The sequence below is a fragment of the Arthrobacter sp. I3 genome, assembly GCF_000520575.1.
Classification (GTDB): domain Bacteria; phylum Actinomycetota; class Actinomycetes; order Actinomycetales; family Micrococcaceae; genus Arthrobacter; species Arthrobacter humicola_A.
The window spans coordinates 14712-34232 of sequence record NZ_KI914912.1 but is presented as its reverse complement, the minus strand read 5'-3'; the positions used below and the strand labels follow the sequence as shown (position 1 = coordinate 34232).

The 19521-nt window shown below is 67.5% G+C and carries 13 protein-coding genes; 3 read left to right on the top strand and 10 right to left on the bottom strand.

All coding sequences use genetic code 11. The features are described 5' to 3' along the window. From Y706_RS0106805 to Y706_RS0106795, 3 genes are read right to left on the bottom strand one after another with little or no spacing between them, the layout of a single operon-like run. Positions 1–4848, bottom strand: a complete 4848-nt coding sequence (locus Y706_RS0106805) for an NAD-glutamate dehydrogenase (RefSeq protein WP_028276011.1) — start codon at positions 4846–4848, stop codon at positions 1–3. 57 nt (positions 4849–4905) lie between these two features. After that, positions 4906–6225 carry a CpaE/TadZ family protein gene (locus Y706_RS0106800; protein ID WP_028276010.1) on the bottom strand — a complete coding sequence of 440 codons (1320 nt, stop codon included), beginning with the start codon at positions 6223–6225 and terminating at the stop codon, positions 4906–4908. Further along, a complete protein-coding gene (locus tag Y706_RS0106795; RefSeq protein WP_028276009.1) occupies positions 6222–6866 on the bottom strand; it encodes a CpaB family protein in 645 nt (214 codons plus the stop codon). The genes Y706_RS0106800 and Y706_RS0106795 overlap by 4 nt, the downstream gene beginning before the upstream one ends. Positions 6867–7017: 151 nt before the next feature. Here Y706_RS0106795 and Y706_RS0106790 point away from each other — a divergent pair, with 151 nt between their 5' ends. Continuing rightward, positions 7018–7239: a helix-turn-helix domain-containing protein gene (locus tag Y706_RS0106790; protein WP_018775212.1), complete on the top strand. Its 222-nt coding sequence runs from the start codon at positions 7018–7020 to the stop codon at positions 7237–7239. A 14-nt stretch (positions 7240–7253) separates the two neighbouring features. Here Y706_RS0106790 and Y706_RS0106785 read toward each other — a convergent pair whose 3' ends face one another. After that, entirely contained in the window at positions 7254–7823 is a 570-nt protein-coding gene (locus Y706_RS0106785) for a hypothetical protein (RefSeq protein WP_028276008.1), read from the bottom strand. A 180-nt stretch (positions 7824–8003) separates the two neighbouring features. Here Y706_RS0106785 and Y706_RS0106780 point away from each other — a divergent pair, with 180 nt between their 5' ends. Both Y706_RS0106780 and Y706_RS0106775 read left to right on the top strand, forming a co-directional pair. Then, positions 8004–8813, top strand: coding sequence for a LysM peptidoglycan-binding domain-containing protein (locus Y706_RS0106780; protein ID WP_043435187.1), 810 nt, complete (start codon positions 8004–8006; stop codon positions 8811–8813). 169 nt (positions 8814–8982) lie between these two features. Then, complete coding sequence (locus tag Y706_RS0106775) at positions 8983–9468, top strand: Rv3235 family protein (RefSeq protein WP_028276006.1); 486 nt, start codon at positions 8983–8985, stop codon at positions 9466–9468. A 264-nt stretch (positions 9469–9732) separates the two neighbouring features. Here the strand turns inward: Y706_RS0106775 and secA are convergent, their stop codons facing one another. From secA to mtrB, 6 genes are all read right to left on the bottom strand, one after another. Next, positions 9733–12471, bottom strand: coding sequence for a preprotein translocase subunit SecA (secA, locus tag Y706_RS0106770; protein ID WP_028276005.1), 2739 nt, complete (start codon positions 12469–12471; stop codon positions 9733–9735). 103 nt (positions 12472–12574) lie between these two features. Beyond that, a complete protein-coding gene (locus Y706_RS0106765) occupies positions 12575–13792 on the bottom strand; it encodes a winged helix-turn-helix domain-containing protein (RefSeq protein WP_028276004.1) in 1218 nt (405 codons plus the stop codon). Between the two features lie 33 nt (positions 13793–13825). Continuing rightward, positions 13826–14551, bottom strand: coding sequence for a ribosome hibernation-promoting factor, HPF/YfiA family (gene raiA, locus Y706_RS0106760; protein ID WP_028276003.1), 726 nt, complete (start codon positions 14549–14551; stop codon positions 13826–13828). A gap of 171 nt (positions 14552–14722) precedes the next feature. Further along, positions 14723–15673, bottom strand: coding sequence for a ComF family protein (locus tag Y706_RS0106755; protein ID WP_028276002.1), 951 nt, complete (start codon positions 15671–15673; stop codon positions 14723–14725). A 142-nt stretch (positions 15674–15815) separates the two neighbouring features. Then, positions 15816–17534 carry an LpqB family beta-propeller domain-containing protein gene (locus Y706_RS0106750; RefSeq protein WP_028276001.1) on the bottom strand — a complete coding sequence of 573 codons (1719 nt, stop codon included), beginning with the start codon at positions 17532–17534 and terminating at the stop codon, positions 15816–15818. After that, positions 17531–19312, bottom strand: a complete 1782-nt coding sequence (mtrB, locus tag Y706_RS23990) for an MtrAB system histidine kinase MtrB (protein ID WP_043435210.1) — start codon at positions 19310–19312, stop codon at positions 17531–17533. The genes Y706_RS0106750 and mtrB overlap by 4 nt, the downstream gene beginning before the upstream one ends. Positions 19313–19521: the final 209 nt, after the last annotated feature.

The following is a 19521-nucleotide window of genomic DNA, read 5'->3' as shown; positions in this document are numbered from 1 at the left end:
TTAGCGTCGGACGATTGACCTCAAGAGCCTCAATGCTACCGACAGTGAGGCCATGTCATCGGCCTCGAGCGCATTGACCTCATCAAACATTGACTTCGCCCGGCCCAGCTGCTCCGCGTTCTGGCCCTCCCAGACCGCAAGACGCTCCTCGGCGGGAGTCCCGGCCGGCGTGCACTCGAGCACCGCCGTCGTCATGTCCGAGACGGTGGAGTAGAGGTCATCGCGCAGGGCTGCGCGGGCCAGGGCCTGCCAGCGGTCCTCCCTCGGCAGCTTGGTGATGCGTTCGAGCAGGGAATCTGCATGGAAGCGGTTGAAGACCGTGTAGTACACGTGGGCAATATCGGCCACGGATTCCTTGCTGCCGTGGACGATCTTGGCGATGTCCAGGAGCACGAAGCTCTCGAACAGTTCCGCCCAGCGGTGTGCCAGGTCTTCCGGAAGGTCCCAGCTGCGCGCCTTCTCCAGCCATTCGGCCACGCGGGCGCGGTCGTCACCCCGGAGGTAGTCGAGCAGCCGGGCCCGCATGGGATCCATCAGCGGTTTGAATTCGGCCACGATCTCGGCGATCGGACGGGACGCCGACCCCTGGCCGAGGAGCCACCGGACGGCGCGGTCCAGCAGCCGCCGGATGTCCAGGTGGACGGTGCTCCAGTGTTCGGTCGGGAACGACGCCGGCAGTTCGTTGAGTTCCTTGACCATGATGTCGAGCTCGTAGACCTCGCGGAGGGCCACGAACGCCTTGGCGACGGCGGCCTCCGTGGCCGAGGTTTCCTCGATGGCACGGAACGCGAAGGTGATGCCGCCGAGGTTGATCATGTCGTTGGCAACCACGGTCGCGATGATCTCCCGGCGCAGCGGGTGGGTGTCCAGTTCGGCGTCGAACCTCTCCCGCAGCTGCTCCGGGAAGTAGACCCGCAGCGTCATGCGGAACCACGGGTCATCGGCGAGGTCGCTGTCGCGCAAAGCCGTGGCAAGTTCGATCTTGGCATAGGCGGCCAGGACCGACAGCTCCGGGGACGTCAGCCCCTGGCCCTGTTCCAGGCGCTCGCGCAGGGTGTCCGTGGTGGGCAGGGCCTCGAGGTCCCGCTTGAGGTCCGCCGACTTTTCCAGCCAGTCCATGAGCCGTTCGTAGCTCGGGCTCCATTCGGAGACACGCATACGGTCGTTGAGGAGCAGGATGTTCTGGTCGATGTTGTCCTCAAGCACCAGCCGGCCGACCTCGTCGGTCATCGACGCCAGGAAGTCCGCACGCTCGGCGGACTCAAGCTTGCCTGCCGCCACCATCCGGTCCACGAAGATCTTGATGTTGACCTCGTGGTCCGAGCAGTCGACGCCGGCCGAGTTGTCGATCGCGTCCGTGTTGAGGATGACGCCCTGCAGCGCGGCCTCGATGCGTCCGCGCTGGGTCATCCCCAGGTTTCCGCCTTCCCCAACCACCTTGACCCGCAGTTCGCGGCCGTCAACGCGGATGGAGTCATTGGCCTTGTCGCCGACCTCGGCATTCGTTTCGGTGCTGGCCTTGACGTAGGTGCCGATGCCGCCGTTGTAGAGCAGGTCGGCCGGGGCGAGGAGGATGGCGCGCAGGAGCTCCGGCGGGCTGAGTTCTGTGGTGCCCTCCGGGAGGCCGAGGGCGGTCCGGATCTGCGCGGACACGGGGATCGACTTGGCCTGCCGGGCAAAGACGCCGCCGCCTTCGCTGATGAGCGATTTGTCGTAGTCATCCCAGGAGGACCGGGGCAGTTCGAAGAGCCTCTGGCGTTCCGCGTAGGACGTTGCCTCGTTAGGGGTGGGGTCGAGAAAGATGTGCCGGTGGTCGAAGGCAGCCAGCAGGCGGATGTGCTTGGAGAGCAGCATGCCGTTGCCGAACACGTCGCCGGACATGTCACCGACGCCCACCACGGTGAAGGGCTCGGCCTGGGTGTCGAGGTCCAGTTCGCTGAAGTGGCGCTTGACCGACTCCCACGCGCCGCGGGCGGTGATGCCCATGGCCTTGTGGTCGTAGCCGACGGAGCCGCCGGAGGCGAAGGCGTCGCCGAGCCAGAAGCCGTATTCGCCGGCCAGACCGTTGGCGATGTCGGAGAAAGACGCCGTCCCCTTGTCGGCCGCGACCACAAGGTAGGAATCGTCGTCGTCATGGCGCACGACGTCGGCCGGGGGCCGGACGGTTTCGCCCTCGGGCGTCACGATCAGGTTGTCCGTGATGTCCAGGAGTCCGCGGATGAACGTTTTGTAGCTCTCAACACCTTCGGCCATCCAGGCGCTGCGGTCTGCCGCGGGGTCCGGGAGCTGCTTGGCGTAGAAGCCGCCCTTGGCGCCCGTCGGAACAATGACGGCGTTCTTGACGGTCTGCGCCTTCACCAGGCCCAGGATTTCAGTGCGGAAGTCCTCGCGCCGGTCCGACCAGCGCAGGCCGCCACGGGCCACCTTGCCGAAGCGCAGGTGCACGCCCTCGACCCGGGGCGAGTAGACCCAGATCTCGAACATCGGCCGCGGGAAGGGCAGGCCCTCGATCAGGGACGGATCCAGTTTGAAGCTCATGTGGGGCTTGTTCTGGAAGTAGTTCGTGCGGAGCGTGGCCTGGATCAGGTTCTTGAACGTGCGCAGCAGGCGGTCGGCGTCGAGGGTCGCGACCTGCTCGATCGCTGCATCCAGTCCGGCGAGGACCTCTCCCTCCCTGAGCACGCGGTCGGAGTCGCTGAGCGCCGGGTCGAACCGCGCGGTGAACAGGGCGCTGAGTCCCCGGGTGACGTCCGGGTTCGCCAGCAGGGTGTCAGCCAGGAATCCGAAGGAGTTGGTGTTGCCCATTTGCCGCATGTACTTGGCGTAAGCGCGCAGTACGACAACCTGGCGCCAGTGCATGCCCTCCCGCAGTACCAGCCGGTCGAAGCTGTCGGATTCCACGGCGCCGATCATGGCGGCGCCGAAGAACTCGCCCAGCAGCTGGCCGGTGGCCTGGGGATCCACGCCGGCGGGGTACTTGAGGCCGAGGTCGTAGAGGAAGAAGTCCCGGTGATCCGCGGTCTCGATCTCGAACGGGCGTTCGTCCAGGACCTCGAGGCCGAGGTTGTGGAAGTACGGCAGGATCTGGCTCAGGCTCTTCGGCTCCAGCATGTAGAGCTTGACCCGGGCGTCCTCTTCCAGTGTGGCTCCGGCCCCGTCGGGAAGGTACACGTGGACGCCGGGGTGCTCCTTGACGGCTTCGCCGGCCCGTTCGGCCGCGGCACCGTACTTTTCGAAGCGGTCGATGTCCTGCAGCGCGTCTTCGATCTCGTAGTCCACCCGGTACCCGGCCGGGAACGCCTCGGCCCAGACCGCTGCCAGTTCCTTGGCGCCGTCGCCCCGGGCGCGCAGAACTTCGGAAATGCCTTCGCCCCAGGAACGGGCGGCCCGGACCAGGCGCTTCTCCAGTTCGTCGCTGTTGACGTTGCTGACGTCGGCGTCCTTGGGCAGCCGGATCCGGAAGAAGAGGCGGGCCAGAGCGGACTCTGTCATGCGCGCCTCGTAGTCGATGGAGACGGCGTTGAAGGTCTCCCGCAGTTCCTGCTCAATGCGCAGGCGGACGTTGGTGGTGTAGCGGTCGCGGGGCAGGTAGACGACGGCGGACATGAAGCGGCCGTAGATGTCGGGGCGGAGGAAGAGCCGCGTCCGGCGGCGTTCCTGCAGCCGCTGGATGCCGGTGGCGATGGCGGCGAGGTCCGGGATTTCGATCTGGAAGAGCTCATCGCGCGGATAGGTTTCAAGGATGCCCAGCAGATCCTTGCCCGAGTGCGAGTCCGGCGGGAAGCCGGCATCGCTGAGAACAGCGGCGACTTTCTCCCGGACCACAGGGATATCGCGGACGGAACCGGCGTAGGCGGTCGTGGCGAACAGGCCGATGAAGCGGCGTTCGCCGTTGACGTTGCCGGCGGCGTCGAAGCTCTTAACGCCGATGTAGTCCAGGTACGCCGGGCGGTGCACGGTGGAGCGGGAGTTCGCCTTGGTGATCACGAGTGCGCGCTTCTCGCGGGCCTTCTTCCGGCCGGCCTCGGTGAGGTGCTGGACCTGGCGGGTGTCCGCGCCGGCGCGGAGCAGGCCGAGGCCGCTTTCCTCGCGCAGTTCCAGGACATCCTCGCCGGATTCGTTCACGAGGTCGTATTCGCGGTAGCCGAGGAAGGTGAAGTTCCCGTCATCGAGCCAGCGGAGCAGGTCCTGGGCCTGGCGCAGCTCGGCAATCTGCGCCCGGTTGGCCACCCGGTCCAGATCCGCGGAAATTTCAAGGGCTTTCGTGCGCATCTTCGGCCAGTCTTCGACGGCGGCGCGGACGTCGCCAAGCACGCGGGAGATTCCCTTGACCAGCTCCGCGCGCTTCTCCTCGTCGACGAGGTCGATCTCGACGGCGATCCAGGATTCCATGTGCGAGGCGTTGTCGCCCTCGGCGATCAGGTGGGAGAGGTTCGGCATGGCCGCCGTGTCACCGCTGGAGATGCCCAGGTGGGAGGGGACGCGGGCCACCTTGACGAGGTTGCCGGTCTCCCGGTTGCGGGTCACCACGAAAAGCGGGTGCAGCACGAGGTGGATGGGCGCGTTCTGCCGGACCAGTTCGGCGTTGACGGAGTCCACGAGGAAGGGCATATCGTCGGTGACGATGTACAGGACGCTGCAGTCTGCCTCGTCACGAAGGGCGATGTTTGCGATGCCCGGCTTCCGCGTCGCCGCGATCTGGCGGTGGGTTTCGGTCCTTGCCGTCAGGACTTCCTGGGGATAGGCCCGGAAATCCTCCTCCGCGAGGTGCTCGTAGTAATCCCCGAGGTAGCTTTCGCTGCTACCGATCGAGACGGGCTGATCCTCCACGCTGGACCCAGACGACATCGAAACGCCTCCATAAAAGAAGTTCACAGCCGCCTCTTTGCGGCCCTTACGTTGACCCTAACCCTTTGCCCGGCGTCGTGCTGTGGAAGAAAAGACAAAGGATTTCTTATTTCGCTGGGCAGGTGCACAAACCAAAATGGCGATCGCGTGCCTCAACTCGGATTCAGGGGCGGATTCGAGCAAAAGTGCCCCGGACAGAAGGGCGGCGTCGCTCGCCGCGGGGTCGGAGGGCAGGAACGCCGACAACGGCGCCGAGGGGCCGTACCGCTCCCAGGCGGCCCGCAGCTGGCGCTCGGGCGAGCGCCCAACGGCGGAGGTCCTGACCTTGTTCAGGACCACTTGCGGCGCCGCCTGCGGGACGGCCGCCTGAAGCTCGGCGAGGCCGCGGACGAGCCTCGGCACCCCGATGGAGTCCGCCGCCCCGACGGCAAAGACCGTGTCGGCCAGCTCCAGGCTTCGCAGGGTCGCGGCGTTACGGCGCGGCGCGCCACTGTCAAAGCCAACCTCGTCATCGGCTTCGAGGCAGAAGCCGGTGTCCACCACAGTGACATCCGCAATCTCCCGGGCCCGCTCCAGCACCAGCGTGAGGGCCGCGGCGCGCAGTTCCGTCCAGCGGTCCGCCCGCGTAATCCCGGTGAGCACCCGCAGCGCGCCGGCCTTGGTCGGCACGGTCGTGGCGATCCTGAGCAGGGCATCGGCGTCAAGCAAGCCCTGGTCTGCCAACCGGCAGGCCTGGGCCAGCCCGGCGGCCTCGTCAAGCAGACCCAGGAGGGCGGCCACGCTGGCACCATAGCTGTCGGCGTCGACCAGCAGCACGGAATGGCCTTCCGCGGCCAGCTCCCCGGCGATGTTGGCGGCCACCAGGGTCCGGCCCGGCGCCCCGGCCGGACCCCAGACCGCAATGATCCGGCCCTTCGCGCCTGGGCTTGCGGTGACGGTTTGCGCCCCGGAAGACCGCGGCACCTGCCCTGCGGCGGCGACGGACGCGGCGCCGTCCCCCGCGGCCGGCCCCGGCCCCGCTCCGGTGCCACTGAGCTGCGCCACCGCTGCGGAAATCCGCGCCGCCAGGGCCGCGGCGTCAACGGCCCGGGCTTCCGCTGCCACGCCAATGGTCCGCAGGCGGACAGTTTCCTCCGGATTGTCGGTCAAGGCGATGACGACGACGCCGACGGCGGACAGCCGGTCCACCAGCGAGGCCGTCAGCTCTTCGCTGCCGGCCGCTACGACGGCGGCGCGGGCCAACCCGCTCTGGCAGGCGGCCAGCAGTTCCGCCAGCTCGCTGCACCGCCGGACAACGGACACGGGCCCGTGCAGCCGCTCCAGTCCGCCGACCAGGTCATCGCGGGAGTCCCCCACAGTCACCACGGGAATGCTCATCGCGAGGTACCGCCCGGGTTCCACACGACCGCGATCTTTGCTTTGTTGGCCTGGGCCCCCAGCAACTTGGGCATCTGGGCGTCGGGGACGAGCACCATGACCACCGTGGAACGGGAGGAGCCCAAGGCTGTGCTGCCCGGGGTGATCTGGGCAATTTCGGCGCCGGAGAGGAGCAGGGAGGGCTCGCTGAAGCCGTTGCGGGTATCCGGCAACGCCACCCAGACATCCACGCGCGAGCCCGCCACGGCCTGGTCGGGAAGGGTCTCCTCGACGGTGACGGCCACGGGCTTGCGGTCCAGCCCGTCGAGCTGCCCGACACTCTCACGCGGCAGCAGCTGGTCCTTGCCGATCCGCTGCACGGCCACAAGTCCGGCATCCAGGCCGGACTCCGGGGTCAGGTAGCGCTGTTCCACCTCGCCGAGCCGCACCTTGACCCGGTGCAGCTTGTCGGTTGTCAGCGTCTCACCGACGGCGATCGGCTCCCGCGCTGCGTACGCTTCCGTGGTCTGGTCCGCGGCACCGACCAGCGAGACCACGCCGACCACGGATGCCAGGACCAGCAGGATTCCGACGAGAAGCCGGGGGTCTTTCCAGGACGGCCTTTTCAAACGGGCCCCTTCGGCTGCCGCGCTTCCACTCATGCGTCCGCTCCCCCTGTCGTCGCCGTCCATTCCCGGATGCCGGGCACCCCTATTGTTGCGCCCGGGCCGCCCGGGTGGAAGATCCGGGGCCAAACAGGCACAAACTGTGGATAACGGCACCAGTAGGCCTCAACGGTGGCAAAATGGATTCATGCCCCGATTCCTGACTCTCGCTGACGTTGCCGAGCAGCTCCAGATCAACTCTCCGGCCGCCTACGCGCTCGTTCGCAGCGGCGAGCTGAAGGCAATCCAGGTGGGCGGACGCGGCCAGTGGCGCGTCGAGGAGAAGATGCTCGAGCAGTACATCCAGGAGCGCTATGCCGAGGCCAGCCGCATGATCGAAGAGGCCAAGGCGAAGTCCGCCGGAAGCTGAACCTGACGGGCTGACTAGCCGCCCGCGGCACCTACGGACCTGATGCCCGTGAGGGCGCCGAAGGGGATGGCAATCACCTGCCGGGCGTTCGCCGGAGGCCGTTCCCCGCCGTCCCGTGTCACGGCCAGGTCCAGGAAGTCCCTGCCGACCGTGTCAATGATGCCGTGGAGCCCCGCATCTGCCCTCCCGTGACCGGCAAATATCGTCACCCGTGCACGGTTCCTGGCGAGTCCCCGAAGGGCGCTGCCCAAACCTAGCCGCCGGCGGACGATTGACGGTTCGGAGACCGCCACCCGCGAAAGACCCCCATAGTACGCGGCCGCGGCGTAGGGAATGAGTACCTGGTGTTGGGGCTCATCAAGGACCAGGGCCTCGCTGCCCGCGTGGCTCAGCACTCCCTCGAACGCCCGCCCCGAGGACAAATGCACGCGGATACTGAGCCCGAGGGACCCGCGGAGCCGGTCCGCGAGCTGCACTCCCGCAGAGTCCACGAGTGCACGCTCGGCTATTTCAGCCTCTAATTCCAGCCGCTGGCGCGCGGCCAGCTGTGCCTCCATGTCCTCAAACAAGGCGTCCCACCGCATGGCGCCAGCGTAGGCGGCCCTCCCGGACTGGTCAATCCGAGGCCTCCCCTATCCACAGGCTCGGACTGCGTCTAGACAAGCGGGGCTCAACAGGATCAGACTTCATTAAAAGGCCTTAAAAATTATCAAATGATATCAAACACCATCAAACGATATTAATTTCGACTGGAGGAACAGCCCATGGACCGGACAGCGACGCCTCAACCCGGGGACCGGCCCCTGCCCGTCCCCCTGCCCAGACAAACAGTTCGGGCCGACGCCGCCATGGCCGCCGCCATCCTGCTGCTCGGGATCTTCCTCGCAGCTACGGGAAGTTTCCTGATTCAGCGCTGGCAGTCCGGATCGGCACACCGGCAGTCGCTGTCCTTCGAGGACCAGCTCGGGATCGTGGCAAATACGGCCGGGCTGATTGTCATCACCTGGTGGGTGATGTCGCTCGCTTTCGCCGTCGCGGCGGCACTGCTGGACCGCCTCGGCAGGACCCGCGCGGCGGCCGCCACGGCCCGGTTCAGCCCGGCGTTCATGCGGCGGCTGGTGCTCGCCGCCGTCGGACTGCAGCTGCTGACGGCGCCGCTGGCCAGCGCGGCCACTGCGCCTGGCGGGTCCGGACCGGAAAGACCCGGTCCGGCAGCGGTATCGGCATCCTGGACTCCGTCACCCGGGGAGGCCTTGGCACCTGAGCCACAAGGGCCGGGAGCCGGTTCCGCGCTGGATCCGCGGTGGAAGCCGCTGAGCCCGATCGTGGATGCCGGGCCCCTGGCCGCACGCCATGTGCGCACACAGGACTTCCCCGGCGCCCGCAGGGAGGTCACGGTCCGGTCCGGCGATTCGCTGTGGAGCATCGCCGCGGCGGCGCTGGGGCCGTTGGCTTCCGACGCCGACATCGCCAGAGAGTGGCCCCGGCTCTATGCGGGCAACCGCGACGCTATCGGAGCCGACCCGCACTTCCTGCGGCCCGGACAGGTCCTGGTCCTCCCGCCGCCGCGCTAGGGGCCGCCGCACCACACGCCGGGCCGCAACTCCGGCCCCACCCCGGCCCACCGAAGGCCACAGGACAAGCCGGTCGGAAGATTCGCCCGGTTCCAGCCACCCGCATCAGCCACCAGCCACCCGCATCAGCCGCCAGCCACCCGCACCAGCCATCAGCAAAGGAACCGTCATGAACGCAGTCACCGGGATCCGCTCAGCCGCGGCGACGCCCGTCCCGCACGCCCCCGCCCTCCGGGTTGTGTCCGGCACGGCAACACCACCGGCCAACCACGCCACTGCGGCCCCGCCGCCGTTGCGCGTAGTTGACGAGGCCCGCGAGATTTGTGCGATTTCCCGGAGCACCGTGCAGGCGGCGATCGAAGTGCTGGCCGGGACGCGGCCCGCACAGCAGCTCTCCCGGCGCCTGGACCCGCGCTGCCTGGCGGCCCTGCAGCACCGAGCCGCATTGACCCGCCGGGTTGCCTCCGGCAGCTCGCCAACGGCAGGCAGGCTGCACCGCAACCCGTCCGTCAGGTCCGTCCGGGCCTGCCGCGTGTCGGATGACGTCTACGAGGCCAGCGCGGTGGTGGTCGAGGAATCACGGGTTCGCGCGGTCGCGCTGCGGCTGGAGCGCAGCACGGCGGCCTGGCGCGTCACCGTGCTGGAGATCGGCTGAACGGCACGGCCGGAGGCAGAGAGTCCGCACAAAACAGGCAGAGAGTCCGCACAAAACAAGCAGGGAGTCCGCAGAAAACGAGCAGAAAGCCGGCAATAGAGAAAAGAGAGGCAGAGAACCGGCAGAAGCCAGTAGCCGGCCGAAGGCAGGAACCTGCGGAACCAGGCCCGGTCTGCAAGGGAATGCCCGGCATGTAAGGGAAAGGAGGCGCAAACACGGGAGGACCGGAGCAAATGCTCCGGTCCTCCCGTGTTGGCTTCGTGCCTAGCGCCGCTTCTTCTTCGCAGCGCGGCGGCCGATGTCCTGCGCCGCGGCCTTGGCCGGGTTTCCCGAACGTCCGGAGACCTTCGCCTCGATCCGGGTCTGGGCGGCACCGTCCTCGCCAGGGGCGGTGTACTGCAGCTGCGCGGGTTTCTCCGGGGCTTCGAGCCCGGCAGCATGGATCTGCGGTTCGTGGTGTTCGGTGTGCTGGCCCTCGGCGTCCGCCACCACAACGTCCTCGGCCGGCGTCACTTCGACGTCGAGGTTGAACAGGAAGCCGACGCTCTCCTCGCGGATGGCCTCCATCATGGCCTGGAACATGATGAAGCCCTCACGCTGGTACTCCACCAGGGGGTCACGCTGGGCCATGGCGCGCAGCCCGATGCCCTCCTTGAGGTAGTCCATCTCGTAGAGGTGTTCCTGCCACTTGCGCCCGATGACGGAAAGGACCACCCGGCGCTCGAGTTCGCGCATGCTCTCGGAGCCAATCGCCTGCTCCCTGGCCTGGTAGACCAGACGGGCATCGGAAAGGATCTCTTCCCGGAGGAACTCGGTCGTGATCCGGGACTTGCCGCCGGCCTCGTCAATGACGTCGCGCGGGGTGAAGCTCACGGGGTACAGGGTCTTGAGGTTGGACCAGAGGAGGTTGAAGTCCCAGTCATCGCCGGTGCCCTCGGCTGTGGCTTCGTCGATGAAGGCGTTGATGGTGTCTTCCAGGAAGTACTGGACCTTCTCGTGAAGGTCATCGCCTTCGAGGATGCGGCGCCGGTCACCGTAGATCGCCTCGCGCTGGCGGTTCAGGACGTCGTCGTACTTCAGCACGTTCTTGCGCTGTTCGGCGTTGCGGCCTTCCACTTGGCCCTGGGCCGAGGCGATGGCGCGCGAGACGAGCTTGGATTCGAGTGCGACGTCGTCGGGCACCGAGCTGTTCATGAGCCGCTCGGCCGCGCCGGAGTTGAACAGGCGCATCAGGTCATCGGTCAGCGAGAGGTAGAACCGGGACTCGCCGGGGTCGCCCTGGCGTCCGGAACGGCCGCGGAGCTGGTTGTCGATGCGGCGGGACTCGTGCCGTTCGGTGCCGAGGACGTAGAGTCCGCCCAGGTTCAGGACTTCCTCGTGTTCGTCCTTGACGGACTGCTTGGCGGATTCGAACACCTCGGGCCACGCGGCCTCGTATTCCTCGGAGTTCTCCTCCGGGTCCAGGCCGCGCTTGGCCATTTCGGCGACGGCGGTGAATTCCGCGTTGCCGCCGAGCATGATGTCGGTACCGCGGCCCGCCATGTTGGTCGCGACCGTGACGGCGGCCTTGCGGCCGGCCTGGGCCACGATGGACGCTTCACGGGCATGGTTCTTGGCGTTCAAGACCTCGTGCCGGACGCCTTCCTTAGCGAGCAGCCGGGAGAGGTATTCGCTCTTCTCGACGCTGGTGGTGCCGACGAGGACAGGCTGGCCGTTTTCGTGGCGTTCGGCGATGTCCTTGACTACTGCGTCGAATTTGACGGTCTCGTTCTTGTAGACGAGGTCGGCCTGGTCGATCCGTGTCATGTCGCGGTTGGTCGGGATGGCGACGACGCCGAGCTTGTAGGTGCTCATGAACTCGGCGGCCTCGGTCTCGGCCGTGCCGGTCATGCCCGCGAGCTTGTCGTACATGCGGAAGTAGTTCTGCAGCGTCACGGTGGCGAGCGTCTGGTTCTCGGCCTTGATCTCGACGCCTTCCTTGGCTTCGATGGCCTGGTGCATGCCTTCGTTGTAGCGGCGGCCGGCGAGAATACGGCCGGTGTGCTCATCGACGATCAGCACCTCGCCGTCGAGGATGACGTAGTCCTTGTCGCGCTTGAACAGCTCCTTGGCCTTGATGGCGTTGTTCAGGAAGCCGATCAGTGGCGTGTTGGCGGACTCGTAGAGGTTGTGGATGCCGAGGTAGTCCTCGACCTTTTCAATGCCGGCCTCGAGGACACCGACGGTGCGCTTCTTCTCATCGACCTCGTAGTCGGTCTCGGCCTGCAGGCGTGTGACCACCTTGGCGAATTCGCTGTACCAGCGGTTGGTGTCCCCCTGGGCCGGACCGGAGATGATGAGCGGGGTGCGGGCCTCGTCGATGAGGATCGAGTCCACTTCGTCGACGATGGCGAAATGGTGGCCGCGCTGGACGAGTTCCGAGCTGTCCCACGCCATGTTGTCGCGCAGGTAGTCGAAGCCGAATTCGTTGTTCGTTCCGTACGTGATGTCCGCGGCGTACTGTTCGCGGCGCAGCGCAGGGTCCTGGTTGGAGAGGATGCAGCCGCTGGTGAGGCCGAGGAAGCGGTAGACGCGGCCCATGAGGTCTGACTGGTATTCGGCGAGGTAGTCGTTCACGGTGACGACGTGGACGCCCTTGCCGGTGAGGGCGTTGAGGTAGGCCGGAGCGGTGGCCACCAGGGTCTTACCTTCACCGGTCTTCATTTCCGCGATGTTGCCCAGGTGCAGGGCGGCGCCGCCCATGAGCTGGACATCGAAGTGGCGCATGCCGAGGGTACGGGACGAGGCCTCGCGCACGGCCGCGAACGCTTCGGGCAGCAGATCGTCGAGCTTCTCGCCGGCCTGGTGGCGTTCGCGCAGCCGGTCAGTTTCTTCACGGAGCTCGGCGTCCGTGAAGGTCTGGAAGGAGCTTTCCAGGGCATTGATGGAATCGGCATAGTTCCGCAGTTGCCGCAGGGTTTTTTTGTCACCCGTGCGGAGAAGTTTTTCGATAAGTGATGCCACGTGAAGTTGCTCCCAGTCTCAAGCTGCCGAATTCTGGCGTGTTTAGTCTACGGGAGAGACGCAAGGCCGGTGGCGCCTGTTCCCTCACAGCGGATAGTGCGGTTTACCGGGCAGCCACGGCTTCGGCGAGCGCCGGCGCAAGGTTCCCCATTGGCGAGACAACTACGTCGTCCAGTCCCAGCCACTCTGCCATGAGCTGCAGTTCCGCGGCGAGTTCGACGGCGGTGTCCTCCGGCGCGCCGGGTTCGGCATGGGCGGCCCTGGCCAGGAGCCGCCCACCGGCCCGGTCCGCTTTGAGGTCGACCCGTGCGACGATCTCGTCGCGGAGCAGGAACGGCAGGACGTAGTAGCCGTACTTCCGCTTCGGCTCGGGTGTGTAGATCTCGATCCGGTAGTGGAACCCGAAGAGCTCCTCGAGCCTCCGGCGTTCGAACACGAGGGAGTCGAAGGGGCTCAGGAGCGCCCGTCCGGTGGCCGAGCGCGGCAGTTTCGCCTCCACGTGGCGGTACAGGGGCCGGTCCCAGCCGGATACCGTGACCGGCTGCAGCCGGCCGCTGTCCACGAGGTTCCGGACGGCGACGGCGGCGTCCTTCTGCGGTGTCCGGAAATAGTCGGCGAAGCATCGCACCGTCCCGATACCGTGGGCCTGGGCCGCGGCGTCGATCAGCCGGTCCATGGCCGCGGCCGCATCCGGTTCGGGGGCCGCCGCATCCTTGCCCGGTCCGGGGAGCACCCGGGCGGTGAGGGTGTAGCGCCGTTCGAAGGAGTCGGTCCGCGAGGATGCGGAGACAAGGCCCTCTTCGAAGAGATGTTCCAGCACCCTTTTGACGGCGTTCCAGTTCCAGCCCCAGTTGTCCCGCTGCTGGTCTTCCACATGGCCGAGCCGGGCTGTCAGTTCGGCGGCGGTCAGCGGCTTCCCGACGGCCAGGGTGTCCAGGACCTTGGCCGCCACCCCGTTGCGCAGTTCGGGGTCCATCGCGTGCGCGCCCACCCATTTGCGGCTCTGCCACTGCACGAGATCGTGGAAGTGGTCCGGGCGGATGAAGCAGGCTTCGTGGGCCCAGTACTCCATCATCCGGCGCGGGTGGGTCCCCGCCATGCGCGCCAGGATGGTGCGGTCGTAGTTGCCGAGCCGGGAGAAGAAGGGCAGGAAGTGGCTGCGGGACACCACATTGACGGAGTCGATCTGAACCAGGTGCAGCCGGGCAAAGGTGCGGCCCACCGCCCGTGCACTCACGGGTCCGGTGGGCCGTTCCTTCTCCAGTCCCTGGGCTGCCAACGCGATCCGCCGTGCCTGTGCCAGGCTCAGCGATGCTTGCACGTTAGTCCCTTCGTCGGAAAAGTCTGCACCAGCTTATGCGCTGGCGGGCTCATCCTCTGAACGGTAGGCCAGGATTTTGTCTTCCAGACTCGAATGTCCGGGCTCGCACGTCTGGTCCAGGGAGATGACCCCGTAGGTCCAGCCGTCACGGCGGTAGACGACCGACGGCGCCTTGGTCTCCTTGTCCACGAAAAGATAGAAGTCGTGACCCACAAGTTCCATGTTGTCGACGGCGTCATCGAGGGTGAGCTGGGACGCGGCGAACACCTTCCGGCGGATCAGTACAGGCGAGTCGCCGGCCGGAATATCGTTCTCGACCTCATACGGCGACTTCTCTGCCGCCGTCGCCTGGGTCTCCTGCTGCTGCGCCGCCTCCACATAGAGGGGTTCGCTGGGGCTGGCCGGCTCCAGGGCTGCCGTCGCCTCGGTGACGGACTTCGGGGTATGCCGGCCGTGGTGGACCTTTCTGCGGTCCCTGGCCCTGCGCAGGCGTTCAAGAAGCTTGTTGTAAGCGAGATCGAACGCGGCGAACTTGTCGGCGGCACTCGCTTCAGCGCGGATTACTGGGCCGCGTCCCAGGACTGTCAACTCAACCGTGAGCGATTCGGCGGTCTGGCGGGCTTTGGTCTCTTTGGTGACCTTCGCGTCTACCCTCTGGACCTTGTCTCCCAACGACGCGATCTTTGAGATCTTGTCGTCGGCATATTCGCGGAACCGGTCTGAGACCGTCAAGTTGCGTCCGCTGATCATGAACTCCATGGTGCCCTCCAAATGACTTCGGTGACACGACGGCGGTACTTCCCGGGGGCCGATCTGACTGACAGTCGAGCCCCTTTCCGAGCCGCTATCGACAGGTACATCTGTTCTTGGTACCCATCTTCGACGTTAGTTCATAGACACCTGTTATTCATCCTTTTACGGTTTATTTTTTTAGCTCCCACCGATCATCCGCGCCGCCGCGGGGATGGCGGCGCGGACATCGGTGGCGGCCGGCGGGCGTGTCGCGGCCAGCACAACGGCGCCGCTGACAATGGCCCCCGCGGCCCGGAGCGCACGGGCCGCCTCCGCCAGGGTGGCGCCGGTGGTCAGCACGTCATCGACGATGATGCAGGCACGTCCTTCGACCCGCGCAGGCCACGGACCGGACCTGGCCCGCATGGATCCGCGCACGCGCCGGGCGCGCTCACCCCGGCCCAGCCCCTTCTGTCCGCCGGACAGGGAGCCGGCCCCTGTGGGGCCGTCCCGCAACCGGCCCCACACGGGCAAAGCCGGGGGTTTCGTGTTCCGCGCGGGCGGCACGGATTTCCTCAGCGCGTCCGCGACGGTGAACCCTGGGATTTCATCGCCGCGGACGAGCCGACGGAGCAGGATATGGACGGGGCTGAAGCCCCGCCTGCGGTAAGCGGCGGCGCTCGTGGGTACGGGGACGAGGACGAGTCCCTGCCCGGGCCCGGACGAGGCGTGGAGGGCGCGCGCCAGGCCCCGGGCCAGTTCGGCGCCCAGCCGGGCCTGCCCATGGCTTTTGAAGGACAGCAGGCACTGCGCCAGCTCGGCCCGGTATGCCCCGGCCGCCACCACGGGCAGCAGCACGGAGCCGACCATGTCAATCAGGGCCGGAGCCTGGGCCTCTGCCCGGAACGGCCTGAGCGTCAACAGGCGCAGCTTACGGGAGCACGCGCCGCAGAGTGCCGAGTCCTCCGCCCCGCAGCAGACGCAGTCCACTGGAATGGCCAGGGCGAGCACCTCAGCCGCCGCTTCGGCTGTCCGGTCGCCCAGCCTCGCCAGCGGCCGCGCGTAGCTCCCGCGGTGTCGCGCCGCCCTGGCCGTGGCCGGGGCAAGGTCAGGGTCTGCTGCCGGGACCCGGGTGGTGTGGCTGCCCATCCTCCGATCCTGGACCGGGTGCGCCCCAGGTAGTAGCCCGGCGGGCCGCTATGTGGACAACTCCCTGGCCGGAACCTTTCGCGGAACCTTCACCGGATCCGGGTGACGGCGGCACCGCTGTCGTCGTCCGAGGGAGCGCCGGTCAGCCGGGGAACGAGGGGTCGATGGGGCCCTTGAGCTGCGGTGACCAGCCGTTGCCCAGCCGCTGGAAGATCCCTTCGGCCGATTGGCCGTAGATCTCGGCCGGTCCGTTGCCTGCGCTGAGGGCCGTCAGCCCGGGCCACGGCGCCAGCTGCTGCGGCTGCGCCGAGGTCAGCGACAACAGCTCGGGGGTGACGGCATCGCTGGCGGAGGCCTTCATGACCGCGACGGTGGTGTCATCCACCCAGACCCCTTGGTCCGGATCGCTGGGAGTCAGGAGGGTCAGGGGCACGGTGAGGTCCCTCGGGGTGCCGTCCGCGTTCCGGATGATCCCGGTGATCTGGACCTTGCTCTTGCCGTTCTGCTGCGAAATGACGAGGGCCCGCGTGCCGTCCCGGGAACTCCGGAACTCCTTCACCGTCCGGCCCGAGAGCCATCCCGGCGACAGGGTCACGGTGGGTACGCTGGCGGTCTCCGCCACACCGACCGGCCGGTAGGCCACCACCTCGGTGGCGCCGCCGGCACCCGGCCCGGCGGTCCAGACCCAGTCATAGCGGCCGAACGAAGGCCGGGACAGCGCGGCCCGCGTGGTCAGCGCCCTGGCGGGCTGGCCCGGAACGATCGAGTACAGCGTGGTGCGGGCGGCGTTGAGGAACGCTGCCGCCTGCGACTCGGTGGACTCCGCAGGCGACCGGGGTGAGAGGGCTGCGACGGACCGGACGTCCGGGAGCGGTGAAATCCTGTTGTTTTCGTACCGGACCAGGTCATTGTTGCTGACGGCGATCTGGTAAGCGGGGACGCTTTCGTCCTGGACCGGAGGCAGGACCGTGCCGTTGTCCTCGACGCGCACCAGGTCCTGGTTGGCCCGGAGCTCCACGTTGATCACATCCGGCTGGCTGCGGAACGTCAGGGCAAGCTGTGTCTGCATCCGCAGCCGGTCCTCGTTGGAGGCCTCGACCAGGTCCTTGGCGGTGAGATCCACCTGCGCGGCGCCGGATACCACGGGCACTGATTCGCGGGCCAGCTTGATGCCTGAAGGGAACGCGCTGACGACGGCGCCCTTGAGGTAGGGGGCGGGTCCGCCCAGGAGCGCGCTCGTCATGGCTTTGACGGTCTTCTTGCGGATGAACCACCGGACGTCGGGCACCGCGTAGGTGAACGTGGGGTCGTAGAAGTAGATCGGGAACGCGCCGTAAATGACCTTGAACGTTTCTTCCGGAATGGCCGTGCCGTCCGGAAGATCGGAGATTCGCCACTCGCCGTCCACCTGGGTCACGGTGACGGGTATGTTTTCGGTGGTGCCCTCGGGAAGCTGCGTGGCCACGCCGTCGGCGTCCACCGAATAGGCGAGGTCGAGCTGGTAGTTGAAGACATTTTCGACGCCGGTGGCCACCACAGTGGCCTTGCGGAACACGAGCGCCCGCTGGTCCGGCTTCCACGTCACCGACGAACCCTGGGTAAGGTACTGCCGGGCCACGGCGTAGTCGTCCTCGTAGCCGCTGCCGGCGAGGTAGAAGTCTTCGATCACCGCTTCGGGTCCGGCGCCGGGACGCGGCGCGGCCGGAAAGAAGACCGGGGCGTTAGGGTTTCCCGCACTCTCGTCCGTGCTCTTGCCCACCGGCCCCGAGCGCGGAATCTGGGCGCACGAGGTCAACAGAAGCAGGATGAGCGCCAGCAGCGCAGCCCCCACGCGGGTAAACCGGCCCGAAACCCCACTCATGCCCTGCCCTCCGTCCCGGTCCCCCGGGGGCCGGCCGAGCCGCCGTCCGGGATAGCCCCGCCGGCGGCACCGCTGCCGCCGTCGTCAGAAAAGTCGTCATCGAATCCGTCTGCGGAACCCTCAACACCGGTCCCGCGGCCCGCGGTCCGGAGCGGGTCCAGCAACACCACGGTGCGCTGGCGGCCTGCCTCGGGGAGCCCGACGTTGACCGGTTCGAGCTGGAGCGGGGACCTGGTGATCGGCTCGTCGCGGCGCAGGGGAAGGGTCAGGCGGAAGTTCGACCCTTGTCCCTTGCTCCCCCAGGCCTGCAGCCAGCCGTCGTGGAGCTTGGTGTCCTCGGCGGCAATGGACAGTCCCAGCCCGCTGCCGCCCGTGGTGCGGGCCCGGGCCGGATCGGCGCGCCAGAAGCGGTCGAAGACGCGCGCCGCCTCAGCCGGGGTCATACCGATTCCGTGATCCCGGACGGCCACGGCCACGGCGGTGCCGCCGGCGGCCACGGAAACGTTGACCGGCCGGCCCTCGCCGTGTTCGAGGGCGTTCAGGATCAGGTTGCGCAGGATCCGGTCGATCCTGCGGTCGTCCATGTCGACAATGACGCTGCCGGCCGGGGCGTTGAGGGTGACGGCGGACCCGTATTCGGCCGCGACGGGCGCCACCCCCTCGATGACATGCGCGACAAGCTGGACGATGTCGGTGGGCTCGGCGTCCAGGGTGGCGGCACCGGCGTCAAAGCGGGAGATTTCCAGCAGGTCCGCCAGGAGCGACTGGAAGCGTTCCACCTGGTTGTAGAGCAGCTCCGCGGAGCGCTTGTTGATGGGGTCGAAGTCCTCGCGGGCGTCATAAAGGACTTCGGCGGCCATGCGCACCGTGGTGAGCGGGGTGCGGAGCTCGTGGGAGACATCGGAGACGAACCGCTGCTGCATCTGGGACAGCGTGGCCAGCTGGGTGATTTGTTCCTGGAGGCTTGCGGCCATGTGGTTGAACGAGGCGCCCAGGCGGGCAACCTCGTCCTCGCCTTTGACCACCATGCGCTCCTGCAGCTGGCCGGCGGCGAGCTTCTCGGAGACGACGGCGGCATGGCTGACCGGGCTGACCACGTTGCGGGTCACATACCAGGCGACGCCGCCGATCATGAGCACCAGCAGCGCGCCGCCGGCCAGCAGGACATTCTGGATCTCGTCGAGGGTCTTCTGCGCCGTGTTGAGGTCGTAGATGAGGTAGAGCTCATAGACGGTGCCGTTGAAGGTCACCTTGTTGCCGACGGCGATGCCGGGCCGGTCTTCGGTCCCTACCGGGAACTGGGTGGACGCCCAGTACTGGTCCTTGCCCGACTCCTGCACAGCCTTGCGCAGGTCCGGGGGGATGACGCCGATGGTGAGTTGGTCCGAGGCCCGGGATTCAACCCAACGGTTGCGCGGCTTGGTCTGCTCCGGCATGGCCTCGAAGACGTAGCGCCGCTGGATCACGGATCCGCGGCCTTCGACCGCGTTCAGGGTGTCATAGACCAGGGTGATGACGCTGGACTGGTCGGTGACCTGGGCACCGTCGAACGTGTCCTGGACCTGCTTGACGTTGTACCGCGTCTCCGATTCGGCCTGGGCGAGCCGCTCCTGGAACAGGTTGTTGGCGATCTGGTTGGACAGGTAGGCGCCCACCACCGCGAACGAGCCCATGGCCAGCATCAGCGTGGTCAGGACCGTCCGGAACTGCAGCGAACGCCGCCACTTCCGCTGTACAGCCCGGAGCAGGTACAGGATGCCGGGCCACAGGCGCTGCATCCCCGTGCGGACCAGCCGCGCGACCCGGACGCCAACGATCCTCGCGCGTTTGGCCCACAAGCGGGTCCGGAAGGCCAGACGCCGCCACGGGCCCGGCCCGCCGCGGGGCGTTTCGGGCGCGCGGGGCACGGACGTCTCTGGCGATGACGCCGCAGCTGACTCGGCCGGCGCCGCGGATGACTCGGCCGGCGCCGCGGATGACTCGGCCG

Coding starts and splice junctions, on each gene's coding strand:
- Y706_RS0106800 (WP_028276010.1), bottom strand. CDS start 6,225: ATGAGCATTCCCGTGGTGACTGTGGGGGACTCCCGCGATGACCTGGTC.
- Y706_RS0106790 (WP_018775212.1), top strand. CDS start 7,018: ATGCCCCGATTCCTGACTCTCGCTGACGTTGCCGAGCAGCTCCAGATC.
- mtrB (WP_043435210.1), bottom strand. CDS start 19,312: ATGCAGCGCCTGTGGCCCGGCATCCTGTACCTGCTCCGGGCTGTACAG.
- Y706_RS0106755 (WP_028276002.1), bottom strand. CDS start 15,673: ATGGGCAGCCACACCACCCGGGTCCCGGCAGCAGACCCTGACCTTGCC.
- raiA (WP_028276003.1), bottom strand. CDS start 14,551: ATGGAGTTCATGATCAGCGGACGCAACTTGACGGTCTCAGACCGGTTC.
- Y706_RS0106805 (WP_028276011.1), bottom strand. CDS start 4,848: ATGTCGTCTGGGTCCAGCGTGGAGGATCAGCCCGTCTCGATCGGTAGC.
- Y706_RS0106750 (WP_028276001.1), bottom strand. CDS start 17,534: ATGAGTGGGGTTTCGGGCCGGTTTACCCGCGTGGGGGCTGCGCTGCTG.
- Y706_RS0106780 (WP_043435187.1), top strand. CDS start 8,004: ATGGACCGGACAGCGACGCCTCAACCCGGGGACCGGCCCCTGCCCGTC.
- Y706_RS0106785 (WP_028276008.1), bottom strand. CDS start 7,823: ATGCGGTGGGACGCCTTGTTTGAGGACATGGAGGCACAGCTGGCCGCG.
- Y706_RS0106795 (WP_028276009.1), bottom strand. CDS start 6,866: ATGAGTGGAAGCGCGGCAGCCGAAGGGGCCCGTTTGAAAAGGCCGTCC.
- Y706_RS0106775 (WP_028276006.1), top strand. CDS start 8,983: ATGAACGCAGTCACCGGGATCCGCTCAGCCGCGGCGACGCCCGTCCCG.